At 67.2% G+C, this 16405-nt stretch carries 24 protein-coding genes and 1 pseudogene; 7 read left to right on the top strand and 18 right to left on the bottom strand.

The genetic code is table 11. The features are described 5' to 3' along the window. Nucleotides 1-73 precede the first annotated feature (73 nt). Nucleotides 74-511 carry a hypothetical protein gene (locus tag B9Y70_RS06390; protein ID WP_143337553.1) on the bottom strand — a complete coding sequence of 146 codons (438 nt, stop codon included), beginning with the start codon at nt 509-511 and terminating at the stop codon, nt 74-76. Nucleotides 512-699: 188 nt separating this feature from the next. Here B9Y70_RS06390 and B9Y70_RS12765 point away from each other — a divergent pair, with 188 nt between their 5' ends. After that, nucleotides 700-846 (top strand): hypothetical protein, encoded by a 147-nt coding sequence (locus tag B9Y70_RS12765; RefSeq protein WP_159449789.1) that lies wholly within the window; start codon nt 700-702, stop codon nt 844-846. A 150-nt stretch (nt 847-996) separates the two neighbouring features. Here B9Y70_RS12765 and rplO read toward each other — a convergent pair whose 3' ends face one another. From rplO to rpsH, 6 genes are read right to left on the bottom strand one after another with little or no spacing between them, the layout of a single operon-like run. Next, complete coding sequence (gene rplO / locus B9Y70_RS06385; protein WP_085549437.1) at nt 997-1446, bottom strand: 50S ribosomal protein L15; 450 nt, start codon at nt 1444-1446, stop codon at nt 997-999. 2 nt (nt 1447-1448) lie between these two features. Beyond that, nucleotides 1449-1634 carry a 50S ribosomal protein L30 gene (gene rpmD, locus B9Y70_RS06380; RefSeq protein ID WP_085549436.1) on the bottom strand — a complete coding sequence of 62 codons (186 nt, stop codon included), beginning with the start codon at nt 1632-1634 and terminating at the stop codon, nt 1449-1451. 4 nt (nt 1635-1638) lie between these two features. Further along, on the bottom strand, nt 1639-2280 hold the full coding sequence (gene rpsE / locus B9Y70_RS06375) for a 30S ribosomal protein S5 (protein ID WP_085549435.1): 642 nt from the start codon (nt 2278-2280) through the stop codon (nt 1639-1641). Nucleotides 2281-2320: 40 nt separating this feature from the next. Then, nucleotides 2321-2719, bottom strand: coding sequence for a 50S ribosomal protein L18 (rplR, locus tag B9Y70_RS06370; RefSeq protein WP_085549434.1), 399 nt, complete (start codon nt 2717-2719; stop codon nt 2321-2323). Nucleotides 2720-2722: 3 nt separating this feature from the next. After that, on the bottom strand, nt 2723-3259 hold the full coding sequence (gene rplF / locus B9Y70_RS06365) for a 50S ribosomal protein L6 (protein ID WP_085549433.1): 537 nt from the start codon (nt 3257-3259) through the stop codon (nt 2723-2725). A gap of 17 nt (nt 3260-3276) precedes the next feature. After that, a complete protein-coding gene (gene rpsH, locus B9Y70_RS06360; protein ID WP_085549432.1) occupies nt 3277-3675 on the bottom strand; it encodes a 30S ribosomal protein S8 in 399 nt (132 codons plus the stop codon). Between the two features lie 280 nt (nt 3676-3955). On the opposite strand from rpsH, the pseudogene B9Y70_RS06355 reads away from it, so the two are divergent. From B9Y70_RS06355 to B9Y70_RS06340, 4 genes and pseudogenes are all read left to right on the top strand, one after another. Then, nucleotides 3956-5161 (top strand): annotated as a pseudogene (locus B9Y70_RS06355) (amidohydrolase). 6 nt (nt 5162-5167) lie between these two features. After that, nucleotides 5168-5440: a DUF6457 domain-containing protein gene (locus tag B9Y70_RS06350; protein ID WP_085549431.1), complete on the top strand. Its 273-nt coding sequence runs from the start codon at nt 5168-5170 to the stop codon at nt 5438-5440. Then, a complete protein-coding gene (gene fdhD, locus B9Y70_RS06345) occupies nt 5437-6276 on the top strand; it encodes a formate dehydrogenase accessory sulfurtransferase FdhD (protein ID WP_085549430.1) in 840 nt (279 codons plus the stop codon). The genes B9Y70_RS06350 and fdhD overlap by 4 nt, the downstream gene beginning before the upstream one ends. Next, the gene (locus tag B9Y70_RS06340; protein ID WP_085549429.1) at nt 6273-6557 is read left to right on the top strand and encodes a GNAT family N-acetyltransferase; all 285 of its coding nucleotides are present in this window, start codon (nt 6273-6275) and stop codon (nt 6555-6557) included. Before fdhD ends, B9Y70_RS06340 begins: the two co-directional genes overlap by 4 nt. A gap of 54 nt (nt 6558-6611) precedes the next feature. Here B9Y70_RS06340 and rplE read toward each other — a convergent pair whose 3' ends face one another. The 3 genes from rplE to rplN are packed head-to-tail and all read right to left on the bottom strand — an operon-like array spanning nt 6612 to nt 7852. Beyond that, the gene (rplE, locus tag B9Y70_RS06335) at nt 6612-7166 is read right to left on the bottom strand and encodes a 50S ribosomal protein L5 (protein WP_085549428.1); all 555 of its coding nucleotides are present in this window, start codon (nt 7164-7166) and stop codon (nt 6612-6614) included. Between the two features lie 2 nt (nt 7167-7168). After that, nucleotides 7169-7483, bottom strand: coding sequence for a 50S ribosomal protein L24 (rplX, locus tag B9Y70_RS06330; protein ID WP_085549427.1), 315 nt, complete (start codon nt 7481-7483; stop codon nt 7169-7171). Beyond that, nucleotides 7484-7852 carry a 50S ribosomal protein L14 gene (gene rplN, locus B9Y70_RS06325; RefSeq protein ID WP_085549426.1) on the bottom strand — a complete coding sequence of 123 codons (369 nt, stop codon included), beginning with the start codon at nt 7850-7852 and terminating at the stop codon, nt 7484-7486. 240 nt (nt 7853-8092) lie between these two features. Between rplN and B9Y70_RS06320 the strand changes: the two genes are divergently transcribed. Both B9Y70_RS06320 and B9Y70_RS06315 read left to right on the top strand, forming a co-directional pair. Then, nucleotides 8093-9796: a dynamin family protein gene (locus B9Y70_RS06320; protein ID WP_205410418.1), complete on the top strand. Its 1704-nt coding sequence runs from the start codon at nt 8093-8095 to the stop codon at nt 9794-9796. Then, nucleotides 9796-11382: a GTPase family protein gene (locus B9Y70_RS06315; protein WP_085549424.1), complete on the top strand. Its 1587-nt coding sequence runs from the start codon at nt 9796-9798 to the stop codon at nt 11380-11382. The genes B9Y70_RS06320 and B9Y70_RS06315 overlap by 1 nt, the downstream gene beginning before the upstream one ends. A gap of 123 nt (nt 11383-11505) precedes the next feature. On the opposite strand, the gene B9Y70_RS06310 is transcribed toward B9Y70_RS06315, so the two are convergent. The 8 genes from B9Y70_RS06310 to rplB form a co-directional block, all read right to left on the bottom strand. Beyond that, nucleotides 11506-13023 carry an OFA family MFS transporter gene (locus tag B9Y70_RS06310; protein ID WP_240309156.1) on the bottom strand — a complete coding sequence of 506 codons (1518 nt, stop codon included), beginning with the start codon at nt 13021-13023 and terminating at the stop codon, nt 11506-11508. Between the two features lie 200 nt (nt 13024-13223). After that, on the bottom strand, nt 13224-13508 hold the full coding sequence (gene rpsQ, locus B9Y70_RS06305) for a 30S ribosomal protein S17 (RefSeq protein WP_040084850.1): 285 nt from the start codon (nt 13506-13508) through the stop codon (nt 13224-13226). Between the two features lie 3 nt (nt 13509-13511). Next, nucleotides 13512-13742: a 50S ribosomal protein L29 gene (gene rpmC, locus B9Y70_RS06300; protein ID WP_085549422.1), complete on the bottom strand. Its 231-nt coding sequence runs from the start codon at nt 13740-13742 to the stop codon at nt 13512-13514. Further along, nucleotides 13742-14158, bottom strand: coding sequence for a 50S ribosomal protein L16 (rplP, locus tag B9Y70_RS06295; RefSeq protein WP_085549421.1), 417 nt, complete (start codon nt 14156-14158; stop codon nt 13742-13744). The genes rpmC and rplP overlap by 1 nt, the downstream gene beginning before the upstream one ends. 2 nt (nt 14159-14160) lie before the next feature. Next, on the bottom strand, nt 14161-14907 hold the full coding sequence (gene rpsC / locus B9Y70_RS06290) for a 30S ribosomal protein S3 (protein WP_085549420.1): 747 nt from the start codon (nt 14905-14907) through the stop codon (nt 14161-14163). Next, nucleotides 14907-15269 (bottom strand): 50S ribosomal protein L22, encoded by a 363-nt coding sequence (gene rplV / locus B9Y70_RS06285; protein ID WP_040084844.1) that lies wholly within the window; start codon nt 15267-15269, stop codon nt 14907-14909. The genes rpsC and rplV overlap by 1 nt, the downstream gene beginning before the upstream one ends. A gap of 2 nt (nt 15270-15271) precedes the next feature. Continuing rightward, the gene (gene rpsS / locus B9Y70_RS06280; RefSeq protein ID WP_040084843.1) at nt 15272-15550 is read right to left on the bottom strand and encodes a 30S ribosomal protein S19; all 279 of its coding nucleotides are present in this window, start codon (nt 15548-15550) and stop codon (nt 15272-15274) included. A gap of 15 nt (nt 15551-15565) precedes the next feature. Then, entirely contained in the window at nt 15566-16402 is an 837-nt protein-coding gene (rplB, locus tag B9Y70_RS06275; RefSeq protein WP_085549419.1) for a 50S ribosomal protein L2, read from the bottom strand. Nucleotides 16403-16405: the final 3 nt, after the last annotated feature.

Genomic DNA, 16405 nt, shown 5'->3' with positions numbered 1-16405 from the left:
TGACTCGATCAGCCTACCAGCGACCCCGTGTAACGGCTCAGTCACGGTGCCGTTAGTCGCTTATCGACGCCCCTCACCCCTGCGGGTCCCCGTTACGCCACTGCGCCCGTTGTTCCCCGGTCGCGGGATCGTAGGTCGCGGTGAAGGAGTAGTTCTGCGTCCAGGAGGCAAAGACCGACCGGTTGTTGACGATGAGGCGGTAGAGCACCCCGCGTTGACGCGGAACCTCGACGTCGTCGATGAGCAGCCTGAGGCGGCCGACCTCGCCGTCGCGGATAATCTCCCACGCGCCGGCGACGTGCCCGCGGTCGGGGTGGGAGGTCATGGTCACCCGCCCCTCCCCCGCCCGCCCGATGTCGAGGGGCGGGTCGAAGACGATCTCGGTGTCCACGAGATGGATGCGTTCGAGTCCGTCCCCGGCGAAGAGGTAGGTGGCGCCGCCCCGTTCGTAGCGGTCTCCGGTGGTGCGCACCCGCTCCATCTCCGTATTGCCGGTGGGGAAGATCTCCATGATCTCGGCGTCGAGGGAGTGTTTCGCCCAGCTGCGCAGCTGCCCCCCTTCTTTGCTTTCCCCGTCACGTGGCAGACAGGGGCCATGCGCCTCGATGCTTGTCGACGCCCCTCCTTCGGCCCCCTCGCCTGGACCCTCGTCGCGCTACTGTGGGTCCTCGCCTACGTCATCCTGAGCGTCCCCCATGAATGGGGTCAGCGCGCCTGGTGGCGCTCGCCCAGCAGCGGTGGATTCTCGGCATCATCGCCTGCGTGACGGTCGCATCCCCGATGCTCATCCTCATGGCCTGTTTCTTCATCTTCGGATTCTCGGAGACCCCGCCGGCGTCCTCATGACAGGACCCCCGGGTAGAAAGCCGGTACACTCCCCCGCTTTTCCGCCCTGGAAACCGCGCTGTGTACCGGCCATCTACCTCACGCGGGCGTCGATAAGCATGAAAAACCACCGCCCCCACGGGGGACGGTGGTCTTCGTTGTCAGCGAGCCTTAAGCCTCGGTGACGGAGCCTCCGGCTGCCTCGATCTTCTCGACGGCGGACTTGGAGAACTTGGTCGCGGTGACGTTCAGCTTGACGCCGAGGTCGCCGTTACCCAGGACCTTCACCGGCTGCTTCGGGCGCACGAGGCCCGCTGCAACGATGTCGGCCACGGTGACGTCGCCACCGTTCGGGAAAGCCTTCTCGAGGTCGGCGACGTTGACGACCTGGAAGGTGACCTTGTTGGGGTTCTTGAAGCCCTTGAGCTTCGGCAGACGCATCTGGAGCGGCATCTGGCCACCCTCGAACGCTGCAGAAACCTTGTTACGGGCCTTGGTGCCCTTGGTGCCGCGGCCGGCAGTCTTGCCGCCCTTGCCACCCTCACCGCGACCGACGCGGTGCTTGGGCTTGTTGCTGCCCGGAGCCGGGCGCAGATCGTGGAGCTTGATGATGTCGCTCATGGTTACTCTCCTGCCACTTCTTCGACCGTGACCAGGTGACGCACGACGTGGATCTGACCACGGGTGGCGTCGTTGTCCTGCTTGATCACGGACTGGCGGATCTTCCGCAGGCCGAGGGCCTGCAGATTGGCACGGGTCTTCGGCTTCTCACCGATGAAACCCTTGTTGAGGGTGATCTTCAGTGCCATGCTCTTAAGCCTCCTGACCTGCGCGTGCACGCAGCATACGGGCCGGGGCGACCTCCTCGAGGGTCTTACCGCGACGTGCGGCGACCTCCTCGGGGCGGACGAGCTGCTTCAGGCCGTCCACGGTGGCGTGGACGACGTTGATGGCGTTGTCGGAGCCGAGGGACTTCGACAGGATGTCCTGCACGCCGGCGCACTCGAGCACCGGGCGGGCGGCGCCACCGGCGATGACACCGGTACCCGGGGCAGCCGGGCGGAGCATGACGATGCCCGCTGCGGCCTCACCCTGGACCGGGTGGGTGATGGTGCCACCGACCATCGGGACGCGGAAGAAGTTCTTGCGAGCCTCTTCGGCACCCTTCTGGATGGCGGCGGGAACTTCCTTGGCCTTGCCGTAGCCGACGCCGACCATGCCCTGGCCGTCGCCGACGATCACGAGAGCGGTGAAGCTGAAGCGACGACCACCCTTGACGACCTTGGAGACACGGTTGATGGTGACGACGCGCTCGATGTACTTGTCGCGCTCGTCCTGCTGCTGGTTGCGACGATCGTCGCGGTCGCGGCGGTTGCCGCCGCGGCCCTGGCGCTCGTTGCGCTCGTTGGTGTTGTCGGCGGAGCGTCCGCCGTCACGCCGTTCACGTCCCGGCATTACGCATTCCTTCCGTTGATGTTCTTGATGGCGATGGTCATTAGAACTTCAGACCACCTTCACGAGCGGCATCGGCGAGAGCGGCGATGCGGCCGTGGTACTTGTAGCCCGCACGGTCGAAGACGACCTGCTCGATGCCTGCAGCCTTGGCGCGCTCTGCGATGAGAGCACCGACCTTGGCGCCCTTGGCCTTCTTGTCACCCTCGGCGGAGCGGATCTCCGGCTCCATGGAGGATGCGGCGACCAGGGTGTGGCCGGCCAGGTCGTCGATGACCTGGACGTGCAGGTGGCGGGAGGTGCGGTGCACGACCAGACGCGGCGCCTCGGGGGTGCCACGCAGGGTCTTGCGGATACGGAAGTGGCGACGTGCGCGGGCCTGACGGCGGCGGGTGGAGATGTCCTTGCCGACCGGGGTGCGCTTGGTGTTCTCAGTGCTCATTGCTTACTTACCCGTCTTTCCGACCTTGCGGCGGACCTGCTCACCCTCGTAGCGGATGCCCTTACCCTTGTAGGGATCGTCCTTCCGCAGACGACGGATGTTGGCGGCGATCTGCCCGACCTGCTGCTTGTCAATACCCGAGATGGAGAACTTGGTGGTGCCGTCAACAGCGAAGGTGACGCCCTCCGGAGCCTCGATCAGGATCGGGTGGGAGTAGCCCAGGGAGAACTCGAGGTTCTTGCCCTTGGCCTGGACACGGTAACCGACGCCGAAGATCTCCATCTTGATGGTGTAGCCCTCGGTCACGCCGACAACGAGGTTGTTGACGAGGGAGCGGGACAGACCGTGGAGTGCGCGGTTCTGGCGGTTGTCGTCCGGGCGGGAGACAACGATCTGGTTGTCCTCCACGGCGACGGTGATCGGGGACGGAACCTCGAAGGACAGGGTGCCCTTCGGGCCCTTGACCTCGACGTTCTGGCCGTTCACCGAGGTGGTGACGCCGGACGGGATGGTGATCGGGTTCTTACCGATACGCGACATGTTTCAAATCCTCCCTGTTACCAGACGTAGGCGAGAACTTCTCCGCCCACGCCCTTCTCGGTAGCCTGGCGGTCGGTCAGCAGACCCTGGGACGTGGAGATGATGGCCACGCCCAGGCCGCCGAGGACCTGCGGCAGGTTGGTGGACTTGGCGTACACGCGCAGACCCGGCTTGGAGACGCGGCGGACACCAGCGATGGAGCGCTCGCGGGACGGGCCGTACTTCAGCTCGAGGTTCAGGGTCTTGCCGACCTTGGCGTCCTCGACGGTGTAGTTGGCGATGTAGCCCTCCTGCTTGAGGATCTCGGCGATGTTCGCCTTGATCTTCGAGGACGGCATCGACACGGTGTCGTGGTGCGCGTGGTTTGCGTTGCGCACGCGCGACAGCATGTCGGCGATGGGGTCAGTCATGGTCATGTGTTGTGACCGTTTACCTTTCTCGTTGCGGTTCCACACCCACCGAAGGACGTGTACCGGGTGTTCCGTCGGGCCACTTGACGCTCCCGCAGGCTCAGTAGCCTGGGGCGCTCGCTGCCGCTTTTCACCCGGTCGCCACAGGTTGGCGGGGGGCCTGCAACAAAGTTGGGATGTTCAGTTCTTGGGTGGTCTCGCGCTCATCCTGAACGGGAGCACAAGTCCAGCGGTCAAGGCTACCGTCTCCCCGCCCGGAAACCAAATCCCTCGTTACACTGGTTTCATGCTTCTCGCACCTCTGACCGCCGATCTCGCCGCCACCCGGGCCGACCGGGAGGAACTCCACCGTTGGTTCCACCGGAACCCGGAGCTCTCGGGGCAGGAACACGCGACGTCGCAACGCATCCTCACCGAGCTTCTCGACGCCGGCATCGCCGCCCGCCGAGTCGGCGCCACCGGGGTGCTGGCCGTGGTCGGGGGCGGTGACGGGCCGGTCGTCGCGGTCCGCGCCGACATCGACGCCCTGCCCGTCACGGAGGCCTCGGGGAAGGAGTACGCGGCAAGGGGCCGGTGTCACACGCGTGCGGGCACGACGTCCACATCTCCTCGCTGCTCGGCGCGGCGCGGTACCTGCACCGACACCGCGACCGTTAGTCGGGTACCTTCGTCGCCGTCTTCCAGCCGGCGGAGGAGACGGCGTCGGGGGCGCGGCAGATGCTCGCCGACGGTCTCGCAGGGATGATGCCCCGACCGGACGTCTACCTCGGCCAGCACGTCCTGGCGACGGTGCCGGGCGGGCACGTCGGCACGGCGGCCGGGCCGGTGCTCTCCGCCGGGGCCTCGCTGCGGGTGACGGTGCACGGTCGCGGCTCGCACGGGTCGATGCCGGAGAAGTCCGTGGACCCGGTGGTGCTGGCGGCGGCAATCGTGATGCGTCTGCAGACCATCGTGGCGCGCGAGATCGGCCCGCGGGAGACGGCCGTGGTCACGGTGGGGGCACTGCACGCGGGGACGAAGTCGAACGTCATCGCCGACCGGGCGGAGCTGCTGCTCAACATCCGGGCGTACGACGGGGGCGTCGAGAAGCATCTGCGGAGCGCGATCGAGCGGATCGTGCGGGCGGAGTGCGCGGCGTCGGCGAGCCCGCGCGAACCGGAGTTCGAGTGGTACGACGCCTACCCGCTGACCTCCAACGACGCGGCGGCAACGGCGCGGGTGCGCGCGGCCTTCGACCGGTGGTTCGGGGAGCGGGCGACGGACATGGAGCCGGTGTCCGCGTCCGAGGACTTCTCCGTCATCCCCGACGCCCTCGGGGTCCCCTACTGCTACTGGGGGCTGGGCGGATTCGCGGATCAGGAGGCGGCCCCGGCCAACCACCATCCGGCCTTCGCCCCCCGACCTGCAGCCGACTCTGGACACCCGCCTCGCGGCGATCGTCGTCGCCGCCTCGGCCTGGCTGGACGCGGACACCCGACCCCCGGCACACTGATGAACCATGACGACGCCTAACCACGATGCCCTCGCCTCCGCCCACGTGTGGCTGCGCACCGCCGCCACCGAACTGGGAGTGGATCCCGGGATCGTCCGCGAGCTTATCGGGGACATCCTCGACCTCACGCGCGACGTCGCCCACGGGCCCTCCCGCCCGGCTGCCCCGGTGACCGCCTTCCTCGTCGGACTGTCCGCAGGCCGCGCGGGCGGTGACACCCCCGCCGAGGTCCGCGCCCGGATCGAGCGGCTGAGCGAACTGCTCGAGGGGGAGCGGTGATGGGACGGTTGAGCCGTGACTTCGCCGTCACCCGCGTCACCGTCGACGACGCGGGTGACGTCCACACCGACACCCGCGCCGACACCGTCACCGTCGAGGAACCCCTGGAGATCCGCGTCGGCGGCCCGACGCTGACGACGACGATGCGCACCCCGGGCCACGACATCGAGCTCCTCCACGGTTTCCTCTACGGCGAGGGCATCATCTCCTCCGCCGCGGACGTCACCACCGCCCGCTACTGCGCCGGCGCGACGGGCCCGGACGGGATGAACACGTACAACGTCCTCGACGTCGACCTCTCCCCCGGTGTCTCCCCGCCCGGCCCGGAGCTGCTGCGCCTCACCCCGACGTCGTCGGCCTGCGGGGTGTGCGGGACGAGCTCCATCGACCAGATCATGCGCCGCGCTGACCGCCCGCTGCGCACCTTCCCCCTCGACCCGGCGCTCGTCCTCTCCCTGCCGGACCGCCTGCGCGGGGAGCAGAAGCAGTTCCGCCGCACCGGGGGCATCCACGCCGCCGGCGCGTTCACCCGCGACGGGGAGATGATCGTCGTCCGCGAGGACATCGGTCGCCACAACGCCGCCGACAAGGTCATCGGGCACCTGCTTCTCGACGCCCGCCTCCCCGCCGACGACCTCATCCTCGTCGTCAGTTCCCGCGCCTCCTTCGAACTGGTGCAGAAGGCGGTCACGGCGGGTTTCGGCGCCATGGTCGCGGTCTCCGCCGCCAGTTCCCTCGCTGTCGACCTGGCCCGGGAATCCGGCATGGCGCTCACCGGCTTCACCCGCGGGCAGCGCTTCAACCTCTACTCCGGTGAACTAGCCTCGGGGGCATGAGCCACGACATCCGCAACGACACCGGCCGCAACCGCTACATCCTCACCGTCGACGGGGAGGAGGCCGGGTACCTCAGCTACATCCCCTTCACCGGCGCCGTCGACCTCGAGCACACGGAGATCGCCGAGTCCCACGCCGGGCAGGGTCTGGCCGGCGAACTGGCCCGCCACGCCCTCAGCGACATCCGCGACCGCGGGCTCAACGCCTTGATCACGTGCCCGGCTGTGACGTCCTTCGTCGCGAAGAATCCGGAGTTCGCCGACCTCGTCGTTGAACCCTGAATCGACGAACGCCCCCTTCCCGCGGACGGGAAGGGGGCGTCGAGAAGCGAAAGGTTACTTCTTGAACGGGAAGCCGAGCTCGCGGAGCAGAGCACGACCCTCGTCGTTGTTGGTCGCGGTGGTGACGACGGTGATGTCCATACCACGCGGACGGTCGACCTTGTCGACGTCGATCTCGTAGAACATGGTCTGCTCGGTGAGACCGAAGGTGTAGTTGCCGTGGCCGTCGAACTGCTGGTCGGACAGGCCGCGGAAGTCGCGGATACGCGGGAGAGCGACGGTCAGCAGACGGTCGAGGAACTCCCACATGCGGTCGCCACGCAGGGTGACGCGGGCGCCGATCGGCATGCCCTCACGCAGCTTGAAGTTCGCGATGGAGGTCTTGGCGCGACGCAGCTGCGGCTTCTGACCGGTGATGAGGGTCAGGTCCTCGAGGGCACCGTTGATCAGCTTGGAGTCGCGGGCAGCCTCACCGACGCCCATGTTGACGACGACCTTCTCGACGCCCGGGATCTGCATGACGTTCTCGTAGGAGAACTCCTCACCGAGCTTGGTGCGGATCTCCTCGCGGTAGCGGGTCTTCAGACGGGGGGTGTAGTTCTCGCTCATGCCTAGATGTCCTTCCCGTTACGACGCGAGACACGGACCTTCTTGCCGTTCTCGTCGAAGCGGTAGCCGACGCGGGTCGGGTTGCCGTCGGAATCGAGGACCATCACGTTGGAGACGTGGATCGGTGCCTCCTGGGTCACGATGCCGCCGGACTGTGCGCCACGCTCCTGAGCGGAGTTGGCGACGTGCTTCTTGATGCGGTTGACGCCCTCGACGAGGACCTTGTCGGTCTTCGGGAAAGCCTGGATGACCTTGCCCTTGGCGCCCTTATCGGGGCCAGAGATGACGAGGACCATATCGCCCTTGTGGATCTTCAACTAGATCACCTCCGGAGCCAGGGACACGATCTTCATGAACTTCTTGTCGCGCAGCTCGCGGGCGACAGGGCCGAAGATACGGGTACCACGGGGCTCGTTGTCGGGCTTGATGATGACGGCAGCGTTCTCATCAAAGCGGATGTAGGAGCCGTCGGTGCGACGGGTCTCCTTCTTGGCGCGGACGATGACGGCCTTGACGACTTCGCCGGCCTTCACGTTGCCGCCCGGGGCGGCCTCCTTGACAGTGGCGACGATAACGTCACCAATGCCAGCAAAGCGTCGACCGGAACCGCCGAGCACGCGGATGCACAGAATTTCACGTGCACCGGTGTTGTCGGCGACCTTGAGACGCGATTCCTGCTGGATCACGATGGGTCTCCTTGACCTGGATTGATGTGCGTCAGATTTCCGGCCTGTACGCACCTGGTCTGTGTCTTACTGTCTTCCGTGCTTATCGACGAACACCACGCGGGCGTCGAAGGGTCTCGGTGTCGCGCCCGGAAAATGCACGCGTCACCGACCAGCTCGGTCAACCCGGATATTCAACCATACGGCCAGGTCGGAATCCAAATTCCCGGCCCGCTCCTTTCCTGAGCGCAGTCTGACAGAATGGAACCTGTGACTGAGACAACTCTCGACTCCGTGGTGGCGTTGCGCGACGCCGTCGCCGCCACCGAGTTCTCCACGGACCCCGACGCGGCCACGGAGGCGCGGGCGATCGTCGCCCAGATCGACGACTACATCCTCCCGCGCCTGGCCAACATCGACGCCCCCCTGCTGGCCGTCGTCGGCGGTTCCACCGGCTCCGGCAAGTCGACGCTGGTCAACGCGATCGTCGGCCGCCAGGTGTCCACCTCCGGTGTCATCCGCCCGACGACCCGCCAGCCGGTGCTGGTCAGCCACCCGAACGACGCCGCATGGTTCCACTCGACGCACGTCCTGCCCGGGCTGGCCCGCGAGCAGGGGGAACCCGGCGCGAACCCGGCGGCGACGTCCCTGCGGCTGGTGAGCACCGAGTCGATCAGCCCCGGGCTCGCGCTTCTCGACGCCCCCGACTTCGACTCCATCGACGACCGCAACCGGGCGCTGGCCTCCCAGCTGCTGGCGGCGGCCGACCTGTGGGTGTTCGTCACCACCCCGTCGCGCTACGCGGACCAGCTGGTGTGGAACTTCCTCCACGACGCCGCGGGCCGGGACATCGAGGTCATCGTCGTTCTCAACCGCGTCGACGACGACGCCCTGGCCACCGTGCCCGATGACCTGCGCCGCATGATGGCCGAGGCCGGGCTGGGTGACGCCACTATGTTCACCGTGCCCGACGCCGGCCAGGTGGAGGGCCTGCTGCCGGGGGCGCTCGTCGATACGCTCCGTCAGCACCTCGACCACCTCGCCGCGGACGCCGCCGCCCGCCGCACCATGGCCGCGAAGACGGTGCTCGGCGCGCTGGGCAGCGTCAACGGCCGCGTCGAGGCGCTGGCCGCGACGAAGCAGCGCCAGGAGGAGTTCGCCGGTCTGCTCGGCGACGCCCTCGACGAGACCTACGACTCGGCGCGCCGCCACGTCATCGACGCCACCTCCGACGGCAACCTCCTGCGCCAGGAGGTGCTGCAGCGCTGGCAGGACTTCGTGGGCACCTCCGACGCGTTCCGCACCATCGAGCGCTGGTACTCCGCCGCACTCGACGCGATCGGCAGCTTCTTCTCCGGCCGCCCCGCCCCCGTGCGCGAGGTCGAGACGGAGATCGAGGCCGGCCTCCACGCCGTCATCGTCGACGCCGCCGAGACCGCCGCCACCCGCAGCTGGTCGCACCTCGGTTCCGTCGCCCCCGAGCTGCGCGCCGCCGCCCACCCGGCCCTGGCCCACGCCAGCCCCGGCATCGACGAGAAGGCCGCGCAGCTGGTCCGCGACTGGCAGGCCAGCCTCGTCGAGACGATCCAGTCCACCGCCGGTGACAAGCGGATGAAGGCCCGCATCATGTCGCTCGGCCTCAACGTCGCCACGGTCGCCCTCATGCTCGTGGTCTTCGCCTCCACCGCCGGGTTGACCGGCGGCGAGATCGCCATCGCGGGTGGTTCCGCGGTCGTCGGCCAGAAGCTGCTGGAGACGATCTTCGGTGAGGAGGCCGTCCGCCGGATGGCCACCCGCGCCCGCGAGGACCTCGACGAGCGCACCACCGAGCTCCTCGACGCCGAGCGGGCCCGCTACTGGGACATCACCGACGAGCTCACCGCCGGCACGAGCGCCACCGCCCTCGTCGTCGCCGCCGAGACCGCCGAGCGTGACGTGCGCACCCAGACGGGAGGTGAGGTCTGATGTTCCGGAAGAAGCGCACCATCACTGAACGTCTCAAGGCCCTGCGCGAGGCCGCCGACCTGGGCGAGGGGCTCATCTCCCCCGCCGAGCACGCCAACCTGGTCCGCGTCGCCGACGCCGCCTCCGAACGCCGCGCCCTGTCCGGCGAGCACACTGTCATCGGCTTCTTCGGTGCCACCGGCTCCGGCAAGACCTCCCTGTTCAACGCCGTCGTCGGTGAGGACCTGGGCCAGACCGCCGCCCGCCGCCCCACGACGTCCTCGCCCCTGGCCGCCGTGTGGGACCCGCAGGGTTCCGAGGAGCTCCTCGACTGGCTCCAGGTCGAGGACCGCCGCAACCGCCCCGGCGAGTTCGCCCCCGGCGCGGGCCCTGTCATCCTCCTCGACCTCCCCGACTTCGACTCCGTGGAGCCGGAGCACCGGGCCATCGCGACCCGCCTGGCCGGCCAGGTCGACGTGCTCGTGTGGGTGACGGATCCCGAGAAGTACGCGGACTCGATCATCCACGACCACTTCATCCGGCCGCATGCCTCGCACAGCTCGGTCACCCTCGCGGTGCTCAACAAGTCCGACCGTCTCGCCGCCGACGACGCCCAGCGCGTCTCCGCCTCCCTGGAACAGCTGCTTGTCGACGACGGCCTCAGGAAGGTCAAGGTCATCCGCACCTCCGCCCGCACCGGGGCCGGTGTCGAGGACCTGCGTTCCGCGATCGCGAAGGTCGCCTCCGCGCACTCCGCCCAGCAGGCCCGCATCGAGGCGGACCTGCAAACGGTGACGGCCCCGTTCGTCGCGAAGCAGAAGCTCATCGAGGTCACCGCCATGGACAAGCGGCGTCTCGACGACCACCTCGCCGAGGCCGCCGGCGCCGACCGCCTCGCCGCGATCACCGCCGCCGCCTACCGCAAGCGTCTGGGACAGAAGACCGGTTGGTTGCTCACCTCGTGGCTGCTGCGCCTGCGTGCCGACCCGCTCAAGCGCCTCGGCCTGCGCGAGGAGGCCGACGACCTCGGCGTGCACCGCTCCTCCATCCCGCAGCTCGACGCCGCCGGCAAGGCCGTGGCCAACCGGGGTGTGCGCGGATACGCCCAGGCGGTGTCCGCGGGACTGCCGGACCGCTGGGCGTCGTCGGTGGTGGACCAGACGGAGGCGATCGTCGAGACGCTCCCCGAGGACCTCGACCGCGCCGCCGCCCGCACGACGCTGCCCGCCCAGCCGTCGAAGGCGTGGGGGCTGTTCACGATCATCCAGTGGCTGGCGCTCGTCGCCGCGCTCGTGGGCATCGGCTGGTACCTGCTCGCCGCGTTCCTGCCCGGCGTGCTCCACCCGTTCATGGACACCATCATCCCGGAGATCGAGGGCTGGCCCATCCCCACCCTGCTCATCGTCGGTGGACTGTTGCTGGGCATCGTGCTCGGCATGTTCACCGGGGTGTTCGGCCTGGCCATCGGCTCGAGCGTGAAACACCGGACGCGGCGCGCCCTCCGGCGCGAGGTGTCCTCCATCTCCCAGGCCAAGGTCGTCGAACCACTGCTCGCGGTGCGCGCCCGCTACCTGGAGTTCCTCGACGCCATCCGGAGGGCCGCCTAGGAGACCCCGACGGAGCGGTAAAACGTCCCTCGAAGCCCCCTCCCCGATGTCGGCGAGGTGGCTTCGAGGTACGTCCTGCCGCGGCTCTCGGATCGCTCCAGGTCGAAAACCGACGGACCTTCCCTACATGAACAGGCCGGCCGCCTTGACCGCGGTCTGGAGGAGACCGAAGGCGAGGCTGGCGCCGATGAACAGCGCGAGCACCATCGACACGGCCGTGTGCACGCCACCGGCGTTGCCGCCCGTGCGGCCGGCCTCCTTGGCCTCCGCCTCGGCGTCGAGGACGGCCTGGCGGTCAGCCTCGAGCTTCGCCTCGACGAGCTCCGGCTCGACGAAGTGCTTCTTCGACACCGGACGGACGAGGAAGTTGGCGATGAAGCCCACCGCCAGAACACCGGCCATGATGTAGAGGCTGAGCTGGTAGAGATCCTGGCCCTCGAGGCCGCGCGCGGCCTGGTTCTCGACGACCATGTTGACGATGAGCGGACCCGCGATGCCGGCGGCCGACCACGCGGTGAGCAGACGTCCGTGGATGGCGCCGACCTGGTAGACGCCGAAGAGGTCACGCAGGTAGGCGGGGATGGTGGCGAAGCCGCCGCCGTAGAACGACAGGATGATGAGCGCCGCGATGACGAAGATCGCCATGGACGAGGCACCGAGGGTGGCGATGAGCAGGTACATGAGCAGGCCGACGCCCAGGTAGACCATGTAGATGTTGCGGCGGCCGATCCAGTCGGACACCGAAGACCACACGAAGCGGCCACCCATGTTGGTCAGGGACAGCAGGCCGACGAAACCGGCCGCGGCACCGGCGGCGATGTGCGGGAAGTAGTCGCCGATCATCGGGGCGGCGTTCTCGAGGATGCCGATACCGGCGGTGACGTTGGTGAACAGCACGATCCACAGAAGCCAGAACTGCGGGGTGCGGATCGCCGTGTTCGCGGAGACGCTGCCCTTCGTCTGCATCGGCTTCTCCTGCGCCGTGGACTTCTGGTAGCCCTTCGGACGCCAGTCCGGGTGCGGCAGGCGGATCGCGTAGGCGCCCAGCGCGATGACGATGAAGTAGAGGACGGCCAGGGTGAGGAACGTCTGCGGCAGGCCGGCGGCCAGCTGCTCCGTGGAGTTACCGCCACCGAAGAAGGCCATGAGCGAGTTCGACGCGGGGCTGGCGATGAGGGCACCGCCACCGAAGCCCATGATGGCCAGGCCGGTCGCCAGGCCCGGGCGGTCCGGGAACCACTTCATCAGGGTCGACACCGGCGAGATGTAACCGATACCCAGGCCGATACCGCCGATGAGGCCGTAGCCGACGTACACCAACCACAACTGCCCCGAGTAGATGCCCATGGTGGCGACAAAGAAGCCCACCACCCAGAACGCGCCGGCCACGGCCATGGACACGCGCGGTCCGACCCGCTCGACCCAGGTGCCGGCGACGGCGGAGGACAGACCGAGCATGCCGATCGCCAGCGAGAAGATCCAGCCGACGGCGACCTCACGGACCTCGAAGAAATCCATGAGCGGAAGTTTGAAGACACTGAATGCGTAGACCTGGCCGATCGACAGATGGATCGCCAGGGCCGCCGGCGGGATGAGCCAGCGGTTGAACTCCTGGGGAGCGATGATCGCGCTCCGGGACATGAAGGACATGATGTACCTCGTAGCGTTGCGGGACGTGGTCAGAGGCCGGGGGCGAAACCCCCACCCTCATGTGGTTCACGCAATATTACAAGCAGTCCCTCAGTTCCGGAGGGCGAATGACACTACTTATGCGATCCGGACAACACAAAAGCCCCGCACCGAAGTGCGGGGCTGTGGCCGTCACGGCGTCGATAAGCGGCCTACTTGGCCTTCTCGACGATCTCGATGAGACGGAAGTGCTTGTCCTTGGACAGCGGGCGGGTCTCCTGGATGCGGACGCGGTCGCCGATGCCGGCGATCTCATCCTCATCGTGCGCCTTCACCTTGGAGTTGGTGCGCAGGATCTTGCCGTAGAGGGCGTGCTGCTTGCGATCCTCGAGCTCGACGACGATGGTCTTCTGCATCTTGTCAGAAACCACGTAGCCGGTGCGGATCTTGCGAGCGCCCTTCTCCTTCTTGTTCTCGTTCACGTTTGCCTCACTCATGATTTAAGCCTCAGCTCCCGGAACGACGGACAGGCCCAGCTCACGCTCGCGGATGACAGTGTAGATGCGGGCGATGTCGCGCTTGACCGTGCGAAGGCGGCGGTTGTTGGTCAGCTGACCGGTGGCCAGCTGGAAGCGCAGGTTGAACAGCTCTTCCTTGGCCTCGTTCAGGCGGGTCTCCAGCTCAGCGGCGTCAAGCTCGCGGAACTCGAAAGCAGGGGTACCGGTTGCCATTAGAACTGGTCCTCCTTCTTGATGATGCGGACCTTGCAGGGCAGCTTCTGGCCGGCACGGCGCAGAGCCTCGAGGGCGGTTGCCTCATCCGGGTAGGACATCTCGAAGAGGATGCGGCCCGGCTTGACGTTGGCGACCCACTTCTCGACGGCGCCCTTACCGGAACCCATACGCACACCGAGTGCCTTCTGGGTCAGCGGACGATCCGGGAAGATGTTGATCCACACCTTGCCACCACGCTTGACGTGGCGGTTGATGGCGATACGTGCGGACTCGATCTGACGGTTGGTGACGTAGGCCGGCTCGAGAGCCTGGATGCCGTAGTCACCGAAGGTGATCTTGTTGCCGCCCTTGGACACGCCCGAACGGTGCGGACGGTGCTGGCGACGGAACTTCACGCGCTTGGGGATAAGCATTCTTAGCCCTCCTGCTTCTGCTCGGCGCGCTGACGACGCTGGCCGCCACGACGCGGGCGTGCGTTGCGGTCACCGCGGCCACGGCGCTCGGCCGGTGCGTTGATCTCGGACTCGCGACGACCGCCGACGACGTCACCCTTGTAGATCCACACCTTGACGCCGATACGGCCGAAGGTGGTGTGGGCCTCTGCGGTGCCGTAGTCGATCTCGGCACGCAGGGTGTGCAGCGGAACGCGACCCTCGTGGTAGCGCTCGACGCGGCCCATCTCGGCACCGCCGAGACGACCGGCGCAGACGACCTTGATGCCCTTGACCTGCGGCTGGCGCATGGCGGACTGGATGGCCTTGCGCATGGCGCGACGGAACGCGACACGGTTGACCAGCTGCTCAGCGACGGACTGGGCGACCAGTGCGGCGTTGGCGTCGATGTTCTTGACCTCGAGGATGTTGAGGGCGACCATCTTGCCGGTGAGCTTCTCGAGCTCGCGGCGGATGCGGTCGGCCTCAGCACCGCGACGACCGATGACGATGCCCGGGCGGGCGGTGTGGATGTCGACGCGGACGCGGTCACGGGTGCGCTCGATGACGACATCGGCGATACCGGCGCGCTCCAGTCCCTTGGACAGGAAGTCGCGGATCTTGATGTCCTCGGCGACGTAATCAGCGTAGTTCTGCTCGGCGAACCAGTGGGACTTCCAGTCGGAAGTGATGCCCAGCCGGAGGCCGTGAGGATGAATCTTCTGGCCCACTACTTGGCCCCTTCCTTCTGGCTCTCAACCACAACGGTGATGTGGCTGGTGCGCTTGCGGATCTGGAAAGCACGGCCCTGAGCGCGCGGCTGGAAACGACGCATGGTCGGACCCTCGTTGGCGTAGGCCTCGGAGATGACCAGGGTGCGCGGGTCCAGGCCGAAGTTGTTCTCGGCGTTGGCAGCTGCGGAGGCGACAACCTTGGCGATGGCCTTGGCTGCATCCTGCGGAGCGTACTTCAGGATCGCGAGTGCCTCGGAGACGGACTTGCCGCGGACGAGGTCCAGAATGCGGCCGGCCTTCATCGAGGAGGTGCGGACGTACTTGGCCGTCGCGCGTGCGGAGGTGATGGTGTCACTCATCGCTATCGACGTCCCTTCTTGTCGTCCTTGACGTGACCCTTGAAGGTCTTGGTGGGTGCGAACTCGCCCAGCTTGTGGCCGACCATGGAGTCGTCCACGAACACCGGCACGTGCTTACGACCGTCGTGGACGGCGAAGGTGTGGCCGATGAAGTCCGGGAGAATGGTGGAGCGGCGGGACCAGGTCTTGATGACCTGCTTGGTGCCGGCCTCGTTCTGAGCATCCACCTTGTTGAGGAGGTGCTCATCGACGAACGGGCCCTTCTTAAGGCTGCGTGGCATATCGTTTACCTCCTCTTAGCGCTTCTTGTTGGACCGGCGACGACGCACGATCATGTTGTTGGAGTAGCGGTTCGGGTTGCGGGTGCGGCCTTCCTTCTGGCCCCACGGCGACACCGGGTGGCGACCACCCGAGGTCTTACCCTCACCACCACCGTGCGGGTGGTCGACCGGGTTCATGACGACACCGCGGACGGTCGGGCGGACGCCCTTCCAGCGCATACGGCCGGCCTTACCCCAGCGGATGTTGATCTGCTCGGCGTTGCCGACCTCGCCGACAGTGGCGCGGCAGCGGATGTCAACGCGGCGGATCTCAGAGGACGGCATACGCAGAACAGCGTAGGAGCCCTCCTTACCCAGCAGCTGGATGGACGCACCAGCGGAACGGGCGAGCTTGGCGCCGGCGCCCGGCTTCAGCTCGACGTTGTGGATGGTGGTACCGGTCGGGATGTTGCGCAGCGGCAGGTTGTTGCCCACCTTGATGTCGGCGTTGGCGCCGGACTCGACGATGGTGCCCTGCTTGAGACCCTTCGGAGCGAGAATGTAACGCTTCTCGCCGTCGAAGTAGTGGAGCAGCGCGATGTTGGCGGTGCGGTTCGGGTCGTACTCGATGTGAGCGACCTTGGCCAGCACGCCGTCCTTGTCGTTGCGACGGAAGTCGATGACGCGGTAGCGACGCTTGTGTCCGCCACCCTTATGACGGGTGGTGATGTGGCCGTGCACGTTGCGGCCACCGGTCTTGTGGATCGGGCGCAGCAGAGACTTCTCCGGGGTCGAACGAGTGATCTCGTCGAACATGGAGACGGAGCTCTGGCGGCGACCCGGGGTTGTCGGCTTGTACTTACGAATAGCCATAAT

It is taken from the genome of Corynebacterium pollutisoli (genome assembly GCF_900177745.1).
Classification (GTDB): Bacteria; Actinomycetota; Actinomycetes; order Mycobacteriales; family Mycobacteriaceae; genus Corynebacterium; species Corynebacterium pollutisoli.
This window is presented reverse-complemented; position numbering and strand designations above follow the sequence as displayed.

Bases quoted from the DNA above. Each gene is read 5' to 3' on its own strand.
- B9Y70_RS06390 (WP_143337553.1), bottom strand. From the start codon at position 511: ATGGAGATCTTCCCCACCGGCAATACGGAGATGGAGCGGGTGCGCACC.
- B9Y70_RS12765 (WP_159449789.1), top strand. From the start codon at position 700: ATGGGGTCAGCGCGCCTGGTGGCGCTCGCCCAGCAGCGGTGGATTCTC.
- rplO (WP_085549437.1), bottom strand. From the start codon at position 1,446: ATGAGCGACATCATCAAGCTCCACGATCTGCGCCCGGCTCCGGGCAGC.
- rpmD (WP_085549436.1), bottom strand. From the start codon at position 1,634: ATGGCACTGAAGATCACCCTCAACAAGGGTTTCATCGGTGAGAAGCCG.
- rpsE (WP_085549435.1), bottom strand. From the start codon at position 2,280: ATGCCGGGACGTGAACGGCGTGACGGCGGACGCTCCGCCGACAACACC.
- rplR (WP_085549434.1), bottom strand. From the start codon at position 2,719: ATGAGCACTGAGAACACCAAGCGCACCCCGGTCGGCAAGGACATCTCC.
- rplF (WP_085549433.1), bottom strand. From the start codon at position 3,259: ATGTCGCGTATCGGTAAGAACCCGATCACCATCCCGTCCGGCGTCACC.
- rpsH (WP_085549432.1), bottom strand. From the start codon at position 3,675: ATGACCATGACTGACCCCATCGCCGACATGCTGTCGCGCGTGCGCAAC.
- B9Y70_RS06350 (WP_085549431.1), top strand. From the start codon at position 5,168: ATGACGACGCCTAACCACGATGCCCTCGCCTCCGCCCACGTGTGGCTG.
- B9Y70_RS06340 (WP_085549429.1), top strand. From the start codon at position 6,273: ATGAGCCACGACATCCGCAACGACACCGGCCGCAACCGCTACATCCTC.
- rplE (WP_085549428.1), bottom strand. From the start codon at position 7,166: ATGAGCGAGAACTACACCCCCCGTCTGAAGACCCGCTACCGCGAGGAG.
- B9Y70_RS06320 (WP_205410418.1), top strand. From the start codon at position 8,093: ATGGAACCTGTGACTGAGACAACTCTCGACTCCGTGGTGGCGTTGCGC.
- B9Y70_RS06315 (WP_085549424.1), top strand. From the start codon at position 9,796: ATGTTCCGGAAGAAGCGCACCATCACTGAACGTCTCAAGGCCCTGCGC.
- B9Y70_RS06310 (WP_240309156.1), bottom strand. From the start codon at position 13,023: ATGTCCCGGAGCGCGATCATCGCTCCCCAGGAGTTCAACCGCTGGCTC.
- rpsQ (WP_040084850.1), bottom strand. From the start codon at position 13,508: ATGAGTGAGGCAAACGTGAACGAGAACAAGAAGGAGAAGGGCGCTCGC.
- rpmC (WP_085549422.1), bottom strand. From the start codon at position 13,742: ATGGCAACCGGTACCCCTGCTTTCGAGTTCCGCGAGCTTGACGCCGCT.
- rplP (WP_085549421.1), bottom strand. From the start codon at position 14,158: ATGCTTATCCCCAAGCGCGTGAAGTTCCGTCGCCAGCACCGTCCGCAC.
- rplV (WP_040084844.1), bottom strand. From the start codon at position 15,269: ATGAGTGACACCATCACCTCCGCACGCGCGACGGCCAAGTACGTCCGC.
- rpsS (WP_040084843.1), bottom strand. From the start codon at position 15,550: ATGCCACGCAGCCTTAAGAAGGGCCCGTTCGTCGATGAGCACCTCCTC.
- rplB (WP_085549419.1), bottom strand. From the start codon at position 16,402: ATGGCTATTCGTAAGTACAAGCCGACAACCCCGGGTCGCCGCCAGAGC.